At 73.1% G+C, this 13984-nt stretch carries 12 protein-coding genes; 5 read left to right on the forward strand and 7 right to left on the reverse strand.

From position 1 onward, the window contains the following. Positions 1 to 97: 97 nt before the first annotated feature. A complete protein-coding gene (locus ACQP0T_RS19220; RefSeq protein WP_433869340.1) occupies positions 98 to 2743 on the forward strand; it encodes a LuxR C-terminal-related transcriptional regulator in 2646 nt (881 codons plus the stop codon). A gap of 317 nt (positions 2744 to 3060) precedes the next feature. Here the strand turns inward: ACQP0T_RS19220 and ACQP0T_RS19225 are convergent, their stop codons facing one another. Genes ACQP0T_RS19225 through ACQP0T_RS19255 form a run of 7 tightly spaced genes read right to left on the reverse strand, consistent with a single transcriptional unit; the run spans position 3061 to position 9557 of the window. Beyond that, a complete protein-coding gene (locus tag ACQP0T_RS19225) occupies positions 3061 to 3489 on the reverse strand; it encodes a metal-sulfur cluster assembly factor (RefSeq protein ID WP_345361988.1) in 429 nt (142 codons plus the stop codon). Continuing rightward, positions 3486 to 3944, reverse strand: a complete 459-nt coding sequence (gene sufU, locus ACQP0T_RS19230) for a Fe-S cluster assembly sulfur transfer protein SufU (RefSeq protein ID WP_345361991.1) — start codon at positions 3942 to 3944, stop codon at positions 3486 to 3488. The genes ACQP0T_RS19225 and sufU overlap by 4 nt, the downstream gene beginning before the upstream one ends. Positions 3945 to 3967: 23 nt before the next feature. Further along, the gene (locus ACQP0T_RS19235; RefSeq protein ID WP_433869341.1) at positions 3968 to 5284 is read right to left on the reverse strand and encodes a cysteine desulfurase; all 1317 of its coding nucleotides are present in this window, start codon (positions 5282 to 5284) and stop codon (positions 3968 to 3970) included. Beyond that, the gene (gene sufC / locus ACQP0T_RS19240; protein WP_433869342.1) at positions 5281 to 6054 is read right to left on the reverse strand and encodes a Fe-S cluster assembly ATPase SufC; all 774 of its coding nucleotides are present in this window, start codon (positions 6052 to 6054) and stop codon (positions 5281 to 5283) included. Before sufC ends, ACQP0T_RS19235 begins: the two co-directional genes overlap by 4 nt. A 53-nt stretch (positions 6055 to 6107) precedes the next feature. After that, positions 6108 to 7286, reverse strand: a complete 1179-nt coding sequence (gene sufD / locus ACQP0T_RS19245; protein WP_433869343.1) for a Fe-S cluster assembly protein SufD — start codon at positions 7284 to 7286, stop codon at positions 6108 to 6110. 1 nt (position 7287) lies between these two features. Beyond that, positions 7288 to 8739: a Fe-S cluster assembly protein SufB gene (gene sufB / locus ACQP0T_RS19250; RefSeq protein ID WP_345362003.1), complete on the reverse strand. Its 1452-nt coding sequence runs from the start codon at positions 8737 to 8739 to the stop codon at positions 7288 to 7290. Then, a complete protein-coding gene (locus ACQP0T_RS19255) occupies positions 8736 to 9557 on the reverse strand; it encodes a helix-turn-helix transcriptional regulator (RefSeq protein WP_369774591.1) in 822 nt (273 codons plus the stop codon). Before ACQP0T_RS19255 ends, sufB begins: the two co-directional genes overlap by 4 nt. Before the next feature lie 87 nt (positions 9558 to 9644). Between ACQP0T_RS19255 and mptB the strand changes: the two genes are divergently transcribed. The 4 genes from mptB to ACQP0T_RS19275 all read left to right on the forward strand — a co-directional run bounded on the left by mptB (position 9645) and on the right by ACQP0T_RS19275 (position 13935). After that, entirely contained in the window at positions 9645 to 11228 is a 1584-nt protein-coding gene (gene mptB, locus ACQP0T_RS19260; protein WP_433869344.1) for a polyprenol phosphomannose-dependent alpha 1,6 mannosyltransferase MptB, read from the forward strand. Positions 11229 to 11239: 11 nt separating this feature from the next. After that, positions 11240 to 12175, forward strand: a complete 936-nt coding sequence (locus ACQP0T_RS19265) for an ABC transporter ATP-binding protein (RefSeq protein WP_433869345.1) — start codon at positions 11240 to 11242, stop codon at positions 12173 to 12175. Beyond that, on the forward strand, positions 12172 to 12978 hold the full coding sequence (locus ACQP0T_RS19270) for an ABC transporter permease (RefSeq protein WP_433869346.1): 807 nt from the start codon (positions 12172 to 12174) through the stop codon (positions 12976 to 12978). Before ACQP0T_RS19265 ends, ACQP0T_RS19270 begins: the two co-directional genes overlap by 4 nt. A 108-nt stretch (positions 12979 to 13086) precedes the next feature. Beyond that, entirely contained in the window at positions 13087 to 13935 is an 849-nt protein-coding gene (locus ACQP0T_RS19275) for an SCO6745 family protein (protein WP_433869347.1), read from the forward strand. The last annotated feature ends 49 nt before the right edge of the window (positions 13936 to 13984 follow it).

Raw genomic sequence — 13984 nt, forward strand, 5'->3', positions numbered from 1 at the left:
GGGCATCGGCGAAATCACCGGTTCCGCGCGGCCGGACGCCGGTGATTGCTGCGTTGGGCCTGTTCCGCGCCGGTCATCCCGGGGACACACTGGCGTCATGTCCGATGCGGTGCTGCACGGTCGGGATCGGGAGACGGCTGCCCTGCGCGACGTCCTCGACCGGGTGCGCGGCGGTGCCGGTGGTGCGCTGGTGATCACCGGTGCGGCGGGCAGCGGCCGGTCCGCGCTGCTGGAGCTGGTGCGCGCCGAATCGCCGTGCCGGGCGGTGCGGATCGGCGGTGTGCGGGCGGAGCGGGAGATCCCGTTCGCCGGGCTCGACCGGCTGCTGCGGGCCGCCGGATTGGCCGGACCGCCCGCGCTCGGCGGCGACCGGCTGGTGGCGCTGCTCGGCGCCCGACCGCTGGTGTGCTGCGTGGACGACGCCGCCGAGCTGGACGCCGCATCGCTGGACGCGCTGGGGTTCGCCGCGCGCCGGGCGGCGGGCGGACCGTTCGCGCTGCTGTTCGCCGCCGACCCGGAGACCGCGGACGGCCCGCTGGCCGGGGTGCCGGGGCTGCCGCTGGGCGCCGTGGACGAGCAGGCGTGCCACCGGCTGCTGGCCGACCGCTGCGGGCACCGGCTGGACCCGGTGGTGGCGGCGGAGCTGGTGGCGCGCGCCGGGGGCAACCCGCTCGCGCTCGTCGACGCCGCCACCGCGCTCACCGCCGGGCAGGCGGCCGGGCTGGTCCCGGTGCCGCCGCTGCTGCCCGCCCGCAGCCGGTACCGGCGGGCGCTGCGCCGCGCGCTGGCCGACGCCGGTCCCCGGGCGCGGCTGCTGGCGCTGACCACCGCCGCCGAGCCCGGTGTCGACCTGGACGTGCTCGCGGCGGCCTGCGACGGGCTCGACGAGCTCGATGCGGCCGAGCGCGCCGGGTTGGTCGTGGTCACCGGCGACCGCGCGCACCCGCCGAACGCGCTGGCCCGCGCCTGCCTGCGCGCCGCGGCACCTGACCCGGAGGTCCACCGGCGGCTCGCCCGCGCCACGACGGGCCTGCGCGCCGAGTGGCACCGGGTGCGCGCCGGGGACCGACCGGCCGAGGGGGTCACCGAGGCGCTGGTGCGCACCGCCGAGCGCGCCCGCCGCACCGGGCGGCACGCGGTGGCCGCCGAGGCCGCCGGGCGGGCCGCCGCGCTGAGCACCGATCCCGACGTCGCGGCCGGGCTGCTGCTCACCGCCGGACGCGACGCCCTGCTCGACGGCCGGGCGGGGCGGGCCCGCTCGCTCGCCCGCCGGGCCCGGCCGCTGATCGGGTCGGCGCGCACCCGGGGCCTGGCGGACCTGGTGCTGGGCGAAGCGGAGCTGCTCGACGGGATGCCCGCCGCCGCGCACCACCAGTTGCACGGCGCGCTGGACCGGCTGCTGGACACCGACCGGGAGCTCGCCCTGCACGCGCTGGTGCTGGCCGGGGAGGCCAGCTGCGTGGCCGGGGACTACGCGCGCTACGCCGAGTACGCCGAGGACGGTGCCCGGCTGCGGCGGCGGCTGGCCGCCGACGGCGGCGAACCGCCCGGCACCGCGCTGGTCTTCGAGCACCTCGGCGGGATGGCGGCGCTGTTCCAGGGCAGGCACCGGCAGGCGGTCCCCGCCCTGCGGCGGGTGCTGGCGCTGGTCGAGCGGGCCGCCGACCCGGTGAGGTCGATCCTGGCCAGCCAGGCGGCCTTCGCGCTGGGCGATCCGCTGCGGGCGCACGAGCTGGCGCACCGCGCGGTGGTGGACGCGCGGGCGCGCGGCCAGATCGCGCGGCTGCCGTGGGCGCTGGTGTACCTGTCGTTGTCGGCGCTGCTGCTGGACCGCTACGACGACGCCGAGACCAGCGCCCTCGACGGGCTCCGGCTGGCCCGCGCCGCCGGGCAGCGCAACTGCGCGATCGACCACCGCGCGCTGCTCGCGCTGGTGGCGGCGCTGCGCGGGGATCGGGCGGAGGCGTGGGACCGGTTGGCCGACGCCTTCGGCGAGGGCGTCGCCAGCCGCGGGCTGGGGCGGCCCGGCGCGTTCGGCCTGTGGGCGATGGGCTGCGCCGAGCTGGCCGCCGGCCGCCCGGCCGACGCGATGCGGCGGCTGCGGACCCCGGGCAACGGCGCGAACCCGGTGGTGCGGGTGCTGGCGACACCGCACTACGTGGAGGCCGCGGTGCACTGCGGCGAGCGGGACCGGGCGAGCCGATCGCTGCGGGTCTTCGACGAGTGGGCCAGCACCACGGCCAGCCCGGCGCGGCTGGCGCTGTCGCACCGCTGCCACGGCCTGCTGGCCGAGCGGGCCGGGGACGCCGACGAGCGGTTCCACGCCGCGATCGAGCTGCACCGCACCAGCAGCACACCGGTCGAGCTGGCCAAGACCGAACTGCTCTACGCGACCCGGTTGCGCCGCAACCGCGAGCCGCGCCGCGCCCGGGAGCTGCTCGACGAGGCGTGGACGATCTTCCGGGAGCACGGCGCCCGCGGCTGGGCCGCCAAGGCGGGCGCCGAGCTGCGCGCCACGGGGGTCAGCACCCCGGAACCGCGCGCGCCGCGACGCCTGGAGCTCACCCCGCAGCAGGCCGCGGTGTGCCGGCTGGTCGCCGAGGGCGCCACGAACCGGGAGATCGGCGAGCGGCTGCACATCAGCCACCGCACGGTGGACCACCACCTGCGCAACATCTTCACCAAGCTGGGCCTGCGCTCCCGGGTCGAGCTCACCGCCCTGCTCGCCGACACCCCGGCATGACCCCCGCCGGAGGACAACGAGGTGAGGGGGACCCTGGCCCACATCACGCGGTACAGGGTTGCCCCTCACTCACGTCACGAAAGGGTGAGGAGCCCCGCGGGTGGGGCGAGCCGGGCGTCCACCGCGCCGACACCCGGTGGTGAACTGAATGAGGGGCACCTTCGTCCGGCACAGTCGGATGAAGGTGCCCCTCGCTCAGGTAGCTGGAGGCACAGCGGAGGGCGCCCCGCGTGCGGGACGCCCTCCACCTGGTGTGAGACCTCGAACTGTTTTCAGACCCTCGGTGATTCCCCCGAGGTCTTCTTTCGCGCCGCGGGTCAGACCGTGAAGCCGAGCGCTCGGAGCTGCTCGCGCCCTTCCTCGGTGATCTTCTCCGGTCCCCACGGCGGCATCCACACCCAGTTGATGCGGAAGTCGTTCACCAGGCCACCGCCCGGGCCGCCGGTCAGCGCGGCCCGCGCCTGGTCCTCGATGACGTCGGTCAGCGGGCAGGCCGCCGAGGTCAACGTCATGTCCACGGTGGCCGAGTTGTCCTGCTCGACCCGGATGTCGTAGACCAATCCCAGGTCGACCACGTTGATGCCCAGCTCCGGGTCGACGACGTCGCGCATGGCTTCCTCGACGTCCTCCAGAGCGGCCACCTCGGCGGCGGGCGCCGGCGGCTCGGGCATCCCGGCCGCGCCCCGCTCCGCCGCGTCCTGCTCGGTCGGGTCCTGCTCGGTCCGAACCTTCGTCTCATCGCTCATGTTGCCTCCACGGCGACTACGCGCGACACCGCGTCCTTGAAAGCCATCCAGCCCAGCAACGCGCACTTCACCCGCGCCGGGTACTTCGCCACACCGGCGAAGGCGATGCCGTCCTCCAGCACGTCCTCGTCCGGTTCGACCTTGCCACGTCCGTGCATCAGCTCGCCGAACGCGGCCTCGGCGCCCATCGCCTCCCGCAACGGCTTGCCGACCACCAGATCGGTCATCACCGAGACCGAGGCCTGGCTGATCGAGCAGCCCTGGCCCTGGTAGGAGACATCGTCGATGATCGCGTCCATGCCGTCGCCGGTCAACCGCACCCGCAACGTGACCTCGTCCCCGCAGACCGGGTTGACCTGGAACGACTCGGCGTCGAACGGGTCGCGCAGGCCGTGCCGGTGCGGGTTGCGGTAGTGGTCCAGGATGATCTCCTGGTACATCTGTTCGAGCTGCATCTAGCCTCTCCGGCCGTCCCCGGTCAAGCCACTCCGAAGAAGCGCTGCGCCGCGCGCACCGCATCCGCCAACGCCTTGACCTCGTCGAGTTCGTTGTAGACGTAGAACGACGCGCGAACGGTGGCCGGAACCCCCATCCGCCGGTGCAGCGGCCACGCGCAGTGGTGCCCGACGCGCACCTCGACGCCCTGGTCGTCGAGCACCTGACCGGCGTCGTGCGGGTGGACCCCGTCGATCACGAAGGACACCGCGCCACCCCGGTCGGCGACCTCGGTCGGCCCGACGATCCGGACCCCCTCGATCGCGGTGAGCTCGCGCAGCGCCAGCTCGGTGAGCGCCCGCTCGTGCTCGGCGACCCGGTCCATGCCCAGCGCCGCGAGGTAGTCGACGGCCGCGCCCAGGCCCACGGCCTGCGACGTCATCGGCACCCCGGCCTCGAAGCGCTGCGGCGGAGCGGCGAACGTGGACCGCTCCATGTGCACCATCTCGATCATCGAACCGCCGGTGATGAACGGGGGCATCGCGGCCAGCAGCTCACCGCGGCCGTAGAGCACCCCGACCCCGGACGGGCCGAGCATCTTGTGGCCGGAGAACACCGCGAAGTCCACGCCGAGCCCGGGCAGGTCGATCGGCCCGTGCGGCACCGACTGGCAGGCGTCCAGCACCACCAGCGCACCGACCTGGTGCGCCCGGGTCACGATCGCCTCGGTGGGGTTGATCGTGCCCAGCACGTTGGACTGGTGGGTGAACGCCACCACCTTGGTCCGCTCGGTGATGACGCCGTCCACGTCGGACAGGTCGAGCCGGCCGTCGTCGGTGACGCCGAACCAGCGCAGCGTGGCGCCGGTCCGCTCGCACACCTGCTGCCACGGCACCAGGTTGGCGTGGTGCTCCATCTCGGTCACCACGACCTCGTCGCCCGGCCCGAGGCGGAAGCGCTCCGCCTCGGGACCGGACGTCGCGGCGTTGCTCATCGCGTAGGCGACCAGGTTGACGCCCTCGGTGGCGTTCTTGGTGAACACCAGGTCCTCGGGCGGCGCCCCGACGAAGTCCGCGATCCGCTGCCGGGCCCCTTCGTAGGCGTCCGTGGCCTCCTCGGCGAGCTGGTGCGCACCGCGGTGCACGGCCGCGTTGGAGCGCTCCAGGAAGGAGCGCTCCGCGTCGAGCACCTGGCGGGGCCGCTGCGAGGTCGCCCCGGAATCCAGGTAGACCAGCGGACGCCCCTCCCGGATCGTGCGATCCAGGATCGGGAAGTCCGCCCGGATCGCGGCGACGTCCAGCGGAGTGGTCGCGCCTGCTGCGGAGCTCGCACCCGCGGTGCGAGGAGGCTGGACGGTCATGACTGGGCTGCGGCCTCCTTCTTGCCGGTGAAGCGCACGTACCCGTTGGCCTCCAGCTCGTCGGCCAGCTCCGGGCCACCGGACTCCACGACCTTGCCCTCGGAGAACACGTGCACGTGGTCGGGCTTGATGTGGTTCAGGATGCGGGTGTAGTGCGTGATCAGCAGCACGCCCTTGTCGCCCTTGCCGGTGTAGCGGTTGACGCCCTCGGACACCACCCGCAGCGCGTCGACGTCCAGACCGGAGTCGGTCTCGTCGAGGATCGCGAAGCCCGGGTCCAGCAGGTCGAGCTGCAGGATCTCGTGCCGCTTCTTCTCACCGCCGGAGAAGCCCTCGTTGACGCTGCGCTCGGCGAACGACGGGTCGATGTCGAGGTCGGTCATCGACTTCTTGACCTCCTTGACCCAGTGCCGGATCTGCGGGGACTCGCCGCGGGTCGCGGTGGCCGCCGAGCGCAGGAAGTTCGACATCGACACGCCCGGCACCTCGACGGGGTACTGCATCGCCAGGAACAGCCCGGCGCGAGCGCGCTCGTCGACGCTCATCTCCAGCACGTCCTCGCCGTCCAGCAGCACCTGACCGGAGTCGATCTGGTACTTCGGGTGCCCGGCGATGGCGTAGGCCAGCGTCGACTTGCCCGAGCCGTTCGGGCCCATGATGGCGTGGATCTCGCCGGAGCGGATCGTGAGGTTCACGCCGTTGAGGATCGGCTTGGCCCCTTCGTCGGTGACGACGGAGCCGTGCAGGTCCTTGATCTCCAGGGTGGCCATTCTTCTTCGTCTCTCCTGGTCTGTGCGAAAGCTTGTGGTTGCCGCGGGAACCCTCAGGCCCCGACCACCGCGAGTTCTTCCTCGATGGCGGCCTCGAGGCGCTCCCGGACCTCCGGCACGGTGATCTTCTGCAGGATCTCGCCGAAGAACCCGCGCACGACCAGACGCCGGGCCTGGTCCTCCGGGATGCCGCGCGACCGCAGGTAGAACAGCTGCTCGTCGTCGAACCTGCCGGTGGCGCTGGCGTGGCCCGCGCCCTCGATCTCGCCGGTCTCGATCTCCAGGTTCGGCACCGAGTCCGCCCGCGCGCCCTCGGTCAGCACCAGGTTGCGGTTGAGCTCGTAGGTGTCGGTGGCCTCCGCGGCGGCCCGGATCAGCACGTCGCCGATCCACACCGCGTGCGCCGAGTCGCCCTGCAGCGCGCCCTTGTAGAGCACGTTGCTGCGGCAGTGCGACACCGAGTGGTCGACCAGCATCCGGTGCTCCAGGTGCTGGCCCGCGTCGGCGAAGTACAGCCCGAGCAGCTCGGCGTCGCCGCCCTTGTCGCCGTAGTTCACGGTGGTGTTGACCCGCACCAGGTCACCGCCGAGGGTGACGGCCAGGTGCCGGAACACCGAGTCGCGGCCGAGGCCCACGTGCTCGGAGCTGACCTGGGTGGCGTCGTCGGCCCAGTCGTGCACCGACACCACCGACAGGCGGGCGGAGTCGGCCACGACGAACTCGACGTTGTCGCCCAGCACGCCGCTGCCCCGGTAGTCCAGGACGACGACCGCCTCGGCGAACTGCTCGGCGCGCACCTGCAGGTGGCCGAAGGCGACCTCGCCCTCGCCCGGGCCGTGCACCGTGACGGTGATCGGCTCGGGCCGGGTCCCCTTCGGGATGGTGACGATCGAGGCCTCGGTGAACGAGCTCCAGGCCTGGGCGGCGACCCGGTCGGCGGGCACCCCGCCCTGCCCGATCCGGGAGTCGTCGCGCCCGACCGTCTCCACCTCGGCGCCCTCGACCTCGACCCGGATGCTGCCGGTCGCGGTCGCGGTGCCGTCGTGCAGGCCGCGCAGCCGCTTGGTCGGCGTGAACCGCCAGTCCTCCTCGCGGCCGGAGGGCACCTCGAAGGCCTCCACGTCGTAGGACGTGAAGCGCTCCCCGCGGGAGGACTGCGGGATCACAGCCCCCCCGTGGGAGTGCTCGCCCAGGCCGTGCTGGGTGCCGTCGGTCTTGGTGGTGCTCGTCATCTCAGCCGACGGCCCCTTCCATCTGCAGCTCGATCAGTCGGTTCAGTTCCAGCGCGTACTCCATGGGCAGCTCCCGCGCGATCGGCTCGACGAAGCCGCGCACGATCATCGCCATCGCCTCGTCCTCGGTCAGACCGCGCTGCATCAGGTAGAACAGCTGGTCGTCGCTGACCTTGGAGACGGTGGCCTCGTGGCCCATGTTCACGTCGTCGTTGCGGATGTCGACGTACGGGTAGGTGTCGGAGCGGCTGACGGTGTCCACCAGCAGCGCGTCGCACTTGACGTTCGACGACGAGTGGTGCGCCCGCTTGGCGACCTTGACCAGACCCCGGTAGGAGGTGCGGCCCCCGCCCCGGGCGATCGACTTGGAGACGATCGTCGAAGAGGTGTGCGGCGCCATGTGCTCCATCTTGGCGCCGGCGTCCTGGTGCTGGCCCTCGCCGGCGAACGCCACCGAGAGCACCTCGCCCTTGGCGTGCTCGCCCATCAGGAACACCGACGGGTACTTCATGGTGACCTTGGAACCCAGGTTGCCGTCGACCCACTCCATGGTGGCGCCCTCTTCGGCCTTGGCTCGCTTGGTCACCAGGTTGTACACGTTGTTCGACCAGTTCTGGATGGTCGTGTACCGGCAGCGGCCGCCCTTCTTGACCACGATCTCCACGACCGCCGAGTGCAGCGAGTCGCTGGAGTAGATCGGGGCGGTGCAGCCCTCGACGTAGTGCACGTAGGCGCCCTCGTCGACGACGATCAGCGTCCGCTCGAACTGGCCCATGTTCTCGGTGTTGATCCGGAAGTAGGCCTGCAGCGGGATGTCGACGTGCACGCCCTTCGGCACGTAGATGAAGGAGCCGCCCGACCACACGGAGGTGTTCAGCGCGGAGAACTTGTTGTCACCGGCCGGGATGACCGAGCCGAAGTACTCCTTGAACAGCTCCGGGTGCTCGCGCAGGCCCGTGTCGGTGTCCAGGAACAGGACGCCCTGGGCCTCCAGGTCCTCGCGGATCTGGTGGTAGACCACCTCGGACTCGTACTGGGCGGCGACCCCGGCGACCAGGCGCTGCTTCTCCGCCTCCGGGATGCCCAGCTTGTCGTAGGTGTTCTTGATGTCCTCGGGCAGGTCCTCCCAGGTCTGGGCCTGCTGCTCGGTGGACCGCACGAAGTACTTGATGTTGTCGAAGTCGATGCCCGAGAGGTCGGCGCCCCAGTTCGGCATCGGCTTGCGGTCGAACAGCTTCAGCGCCTTGAGCCGGGCCTCGAGCATCCACTCCGGCTCGTCCTTCTTCGCCGAGATGTCGCGCACGACGCTCTCGTCGAGGCCACGGCGGGCGCTCGCACCCGCGACGTCCGGGTCGGCCCAGCCGTACTCGTAGTTCCCCAGCGTGGCCAGGGTCTCCTCCTGGCTGAGCTGGCCAGAGGTGGTGGGTGTGCGCTGCTCCGCAGCGGCAGTCATACGGACTCCCCTCCATCAGGAATCGGGGCGTGCTCCTGCCGGCCCTTCGGGAGCGGATCGGCAGGGGTCTTGTCGGTCGTCGAGCGGTGGTCACCGCTCCGACGCGCGGACCGGTCGACCGGTACGTGCGTCGTGCAGGCCGCGTCGCCGTTGGCGATCGTGGCCAACCGCTGCACGTGCGTGCCGAGGACCTCGGCGAACGCCGCCGTCTCGGCCTCGCACAACTGCGGGAAATCCGCAGCGACGTGCGCCACCGGGCAGTGGTGCTGGCAGAGCTGCTCGCCGCTCCCGACGCTCCGCGTCGTGGCAGCGTAGCCCTCCCGGGTCAGTGCGTCGGCCAGCACCTCCGCACGTTCGGCCGGTGACCGGACGGTGGCCAGCGCCTCGCGGTGGTCGGCGACCAGGGCCGCCACCCGCTGCTCGGCGAACTCGCGCACCGCCTGCTCCCCGGCATGGTCGGCGATGAACCGCAGCGCGGCCACCGCCAGGTCGTCGTAGCCGTGCCCGAAGCGCGCCCGGCCCACCTCGGTGAGCAGGAACTGCTTGGCGGGCCGGCCCCGACCCCGGCGCCCCCGGGAGGAGGACTCCCGGGCGTACGCCTCGCCCTCGGCCACCAGCGCGTCGAGGTGCCTGCGCACCGCGGTGGGGCTGACCCCCAGCGCGTCGGCGACCGAAGCCGCCGCGATCGGTCCCCGCTCCAGCAGCAACCGGGCCACGGCGTGCCGGGTGCGACCGTCCCCGGAAGCGGACGCGCCGCGCTGGGCCGCGGGGCCCGGCTCGGCCACCACGCCCGGGTTCGGCGTTCCGGCGTTTTTCACAACAGGAATGTTACCTAATTTGGTCGGCGATGGCCTACCGCGCGGGGCGCCGACGTGACCTGACTCACGCGGTTACGCTTCGGCATCGTGGCGGCAGGCGAGGCAGCCGACGGGTCGGAGCGCACCCGGACGGCCGACGAACACCCAGCGATCAGCGACGGACCGGCGCCCCTGGAGGCGCCCGAACGGCGCCAGCTCGACGTGGTGCGCCGGTTCGGCACCACCGGTTCGCTGGTGCTGGCGGTCGGCGCGATCGGCGCCGGGGCCAACCCGGTGGTCAACCCGATCGCGGGCGCCCGGCTGATCGGCCTGCCCGCGCGCATGCCCACCGTGGCGATGGCCTGCGCCTGGCTCGGCATGATGATGGTCGTCATCGCCTGGCTCTGGCTGGGCAAGCTGTCCTGGCCCGGACGCGAGCGGATGGTCTCGGTCACCCAGCTCGCCCGCACCGTGGTGATGTGGGCGCTGCCGCTGGCCCTGGCGCCCCCGCTGTTCAGCACCGACATGTACAGCTACCTCGCCCAGAGCGAGGTCGCGGCCAGGGGCTTCGACCCCTACACGATCGGCTCGATCCACGCGCTCGGCGCCGAGCACCCGTTCGTCAGCAACGTGCCCAACATCTGGCGGGACACCCCCTCGCCGTACGGGCCGCTGTTCCTCTTGCTCGGCCAGGCGCTCTCCCCGGTCATCGGCGACAACGTGGTCTTCGGCGTGCTGCTGTGGCGCGTGGTGATGCTGATCGGCCTGGCCGCCGCCGTGTGGGCGATCCCCCGGCTGGCCCGGCGCTGCGGGGTCGAACCGGTCGCCGCGCTGTGGCTCGGCGCCGCCAACCCCATCGTGCTGTTCCACGTGGTCAGCGGGATGCACAACGAGGCCCTGATGGTCGGCATCATGCTCGCCGCGATCGAGCTGGGCCTGCGCTGGCAGACGGTGCCCGGCACCGTGGTCACCGGCGTGCTGCTGACCATCGCGGGGGCGATCAAACCGCCCGGGTTCATCGCGCTGGGCTTCTTCGGGATCTACGTCGTGCTCCGCCGGGGCGGCCGGTTCTCCGACCTGTTCAAGGTCGCGGGGCTGCTCGTCGCCGTGTTCCTCGCCACCATGACGGTGATCACGCTGTCCAGCGGCTGGGGGCTGGGCTGGATCGAGACATTCGACGTGCCCAACCGGGTCAAGACGTTCATGGCGCCGCTGACCGCGTTCGGGATGACCGGCGGCGGCATCAGCATGCTCCTCGGCCTGGGCAACCACACCGATGCGATGCTGGCCATCACCAAGGTCATCGGCTACGCCATCGTGGCGGTGGTGTGCCTGCGGATGCTCTGGCTGTCCTTCCGGGGCCGGGTCGAACCGCTGGCCGCGATGGGCATCACGTTCCTGGCGCTGGCGCTGGCGGTGCCGGTGCTGTGGCCCTGGTACCTGCTGTGGGCGGTGGTGCCGCTGGCGCTGTCGACCAACGACAACCGGTTCCGGATCACCGCGATGGCGATCTGCTCGGCGGTGTCGCTGCTGGTCCCGCCCACCGGCGCGGGCTACGTGCTGCGCGTGTACCAGATCCCGCTGGCGGTGACCGCCGCGCTGATCGCCTTCGCCCTGCTGCTCTGGCTGGTGCGCGGGAAGGTGCCGTGGCCGTGGTCTCCCCGGGGCCGGGTGCGCTCCGCCACGTCATAGGCTTGGACGTCGTGAGCAACGCCGACAGTCCGGCCGTGGAGCTGCGCGGGCTGACCAAGCGCTTCGGCGCGTCGACCGCCGTCGACGGCCTCGACCTGCGCATGGAGCGCGGCAGCGTGCTGGCGCTGCTGGGTCCCAACGGCGCGGGCAAGACCACCACCACCGAGATCTGCGAGGGCTTTCAGAAGCCCGACTCCGGTGCGGTGCGCGTGCTCGGCCTCGACCCGGTCGGCCAGTCCGAGCTGCTGCGGCCCCGGATCGGCGTGATGCCGCAGGGCGGCGGGGCCTACCCGGGAGTGCGCGCCGACGAGATGCTGCACCTGGTCGCCACCTGCGCCGCGCACCCGCTGGACCCGGAGTGGCTGCTCGACGTGCTCGGGCTCACCGGGTCCCGCCGCACCCCGTACAAGCGGCTCTCCGGCGGCCAGCAGCAGCGGCTCTCGCTGGCCTGCGCGCTGGTCGGCCGCCCCGAGCTGGTGTTCCTCGACGAGCCCACCGCGGGCCTCGACCCGCAGGCCCGGCGGCTGGTCTGGGAGCTGGTGACCGCGCTGCGCCGGGACGGGGTCGGCGTGCTGCTCACCACGCACCTGATGGACGAGGCCGAGGCGCTGGCCGACCGGGTCGTCATCGTCGACCGGGGCCGGGCGGTGGCCGACGGGACCGCCGCCGAGCTCACCGCCGCCCCCGAAGGCAGCCAGGAGCTGCGGTTCCGCTCCCAGCGCGGGCTCCCGCTGGAACTGCTGCGGGCGGCGCTGCCGGAGCGCTGCGAGGCCACCGAGCCGCGCCCCGGCGAGTACCTGGTGCGCGGCGCCGTCGACCCGCAGGTGGTGTCGACGGTGACCGCCTTCTGCGCCCAGCACGGCGTGTTCGCCGAGGACCTGCGGGTCGGCCAGCGCAGCCTGGAGGACGTGTTCCTGGAACTGACCGGACGGGAGCTGCGATCGTGAGCGCCGAGACCGAGGCCGCACCGCGCGGCGCGGAATTCCCGCCGGGCACCTTCCGCCCGGCACCCGGGCGCGGCCGGGCCGGGCGGATGCTGCTGGCCCAGACCCGGATCGAGGCGCTGCTCGTCCTGCGCCACGGCGAGCAGGCGCTGCTGACGCTGATCATCCCGCTGGCGCTGCTGATCGGGCTCAGCGCGCTGGAGATCGGCACGCTGCCGGAACCGCGGGTCGACTCGGTGCTGCCGCGGATCCTCGCGCTGGCGGTGATGTCCACCGCCTTCACCGGCCAGGCGATCGCGCTCGGCTTCGACCGCCGCTACGGGGTGCTCAAGCGGCTGTCGGCCACGGCGCTGCCGCGGTGGACGCTGATCGGCGGCCGGGTGCTGGCCACGCTGCTGGTGGTCGCGCTGCAGGCCGTGCTGCTGTCGGTGGTCGCGCTGCTGCTGGGCTGGTCGCCGGACCCGACCGGGCTGCTGCCCGCCGCCGGGCTGCTGGTGCTGGGCACCCTCGCCTTCGGCGCCGCCGGGGTGCTGGTCGGCGGGGCACTGCGGGCCGAGATCGTGCTCGCGGTGGCCAACGCGATCTGGTTCGTGCTGCTGCTGGCGGGCGGGCTGGCACTGCCCTTGGCGGACCTGCCCGGCCCGATCGGCACCGTCGCCGCCTACCTGCCCTCCGGCGCGCTGGCCGAGTCGCTGGCCGCGGCGCTGGTGCACGGCGCGCTGCCGGGACCGCTGCCGGTCGCGGTGCTGCTGGGCTGGGGCGCCCTGGCCGGCGCGATCGCGCTCCGCACCACCCGACTCACCTGACCTCCCCGTACACGTGCTGAGTGAGGGGCACCTTCATCCGACCATGCCGGATGAAGGTGCCCCTCACTCCGTTCACGAACGGCTTGCTTCACTCCGTAGTGTGACGGCATGACGACGATCGCGCGCCAGGCCAAGGACGCCCTCGAACTCGTGCACGCCATGATCTACTTCGCCCCCGAACCCACCGCCGAGTTCGACGCGCTGGGCCTCGAGCGCGGGTTGATGCAGTACCTCGCCGGCCGTTCGGCGGCGATGGGGCGGGTCGGGCCCGGCGCGGTGACCGCGACCTTCTACAACTTCGCGCCCGGCCCGGTCGCCGAGGTCATCCCGCGCGCCTGGAGCATCGCCGCGCCCGAGGACGTGCTCGCCGCACGGCTGCGCGCCGCCGACGGAGCGCTGCGCCGGATGCTCGGCGAGGAGGTCGGGTCCACCGCGGTCGTCGACGCCGCGGACCTGGCCGAGCGGGCCGCGACCGGGTGCTCGCCGGAGGGCAAGCCGCTCTACGCCGCGCACGCCGACCTGGACCGGCCCGCCGAAGCCCACCTGCGGCTCTGGCACGCGGTGACGCTGCTGCGCGAGTTCCGGGGCGACGCCCACCTGGCCGCCCTCCAGCGCGCCGGGCTGCCCGGTCTGGACGCGCTGGTGCTGCACAGCGCCACCGGCAGCGGCTTCACCCCCGCCGCCGCCCGCAAGACCCGCGGCTGGACCGAGCAGGAGTGGACCGCGGCCGAGCAGCGGCTGCGGGAGCGCGGCCTGGTCGACCCCGACGGCGGGGTCACCGAGCAGGGCACCGCGCTGCGGGAGGCCGTGGAGCGCGACACCGACGCGATGTCGATGGGCCCCTGGGAGGTGCTGGGCGATGACGGCACCGAGGTGCTGTGCGCGACGGGCGTGCGGCTGACCAAGCAGCTCCTGGCCGCCGGGGCGGTCCCGCAGGGGCTGTTCGGCCGGGGCTGAGCACCCGGTCCCCGCTGCTGCCGGGGCCGGTGCCGCCGACCCACCGCGC

It is taken from the genome of Saccharopolyspora sp. CA-218241 (genome assembly GCF_050954615.1).
In the GTDB taxonomy this organism is placed as follows: Bacteria; Actinomycetota; Actinomycetes; order Mycobacteriales; family Pseudonocardiaceae; genus Saccharopolyspora; species Saccharopolyspora cebuensis.

Bases quoted from the DNA above. Each gene is read 5' to 3' on its own strand.
- ACQP0T_RS19220 (WP_433869340.1), top strand. From the start codon at position 98: ATGTCCGATGCGGTGCTGCACGGTCGGGATCGGGAGACGGCTGCCCTG.
- ACQP0T_RS19225 (WP_345361988.1), bottom strand. From the start codon at position 3,489: ATGAGCGATGAGACGAAGGTTCGGACCGAGCAGGACCCGACCGAGCAG.
- ACQP0T_RS19235 (WP_433869341.1), bottom strand. From the start codon at position 5,284: ATGACCGTCCAGCCTCCTCGCACCGCGGGTGCGAGCTCCGCAGCAGGC.
- sufC (WP_433869342.1), bottom strand. From the start codon at position 6,054: ATGGCCACCCTGGAGATCAAGGACCTGCACGGCTCCGTCGTCACCGAC.
- sufB (WP_345362003.1), bottom strand. From the start codon at position 8,739: ATGACTGCCGCTGCGGAGCAGCGCACACCCACCACCTCTGGCCAGCTC.
- sufU (WP_345361991.1), bottom strand. From the start codon at position 3,944: ATGCAGCTCGAACAGATGTACCAGGAGATCATCCTGGACCACTACCGC.
- ACQP0T_RS19275 (WP_433869347.1), top strand. From the start codon at position 13,087: ATGACGACGATCGCGCGCCAGGCCAAGGACGCCCTCGAACTCGTGCAC.
- sufD (WP_433869343.1), bottom strand. From the start codon at position 7,286: ATGACGAGCACCACCAAGACCGACGGCACCCAGCACGGCCTGGGCGAG.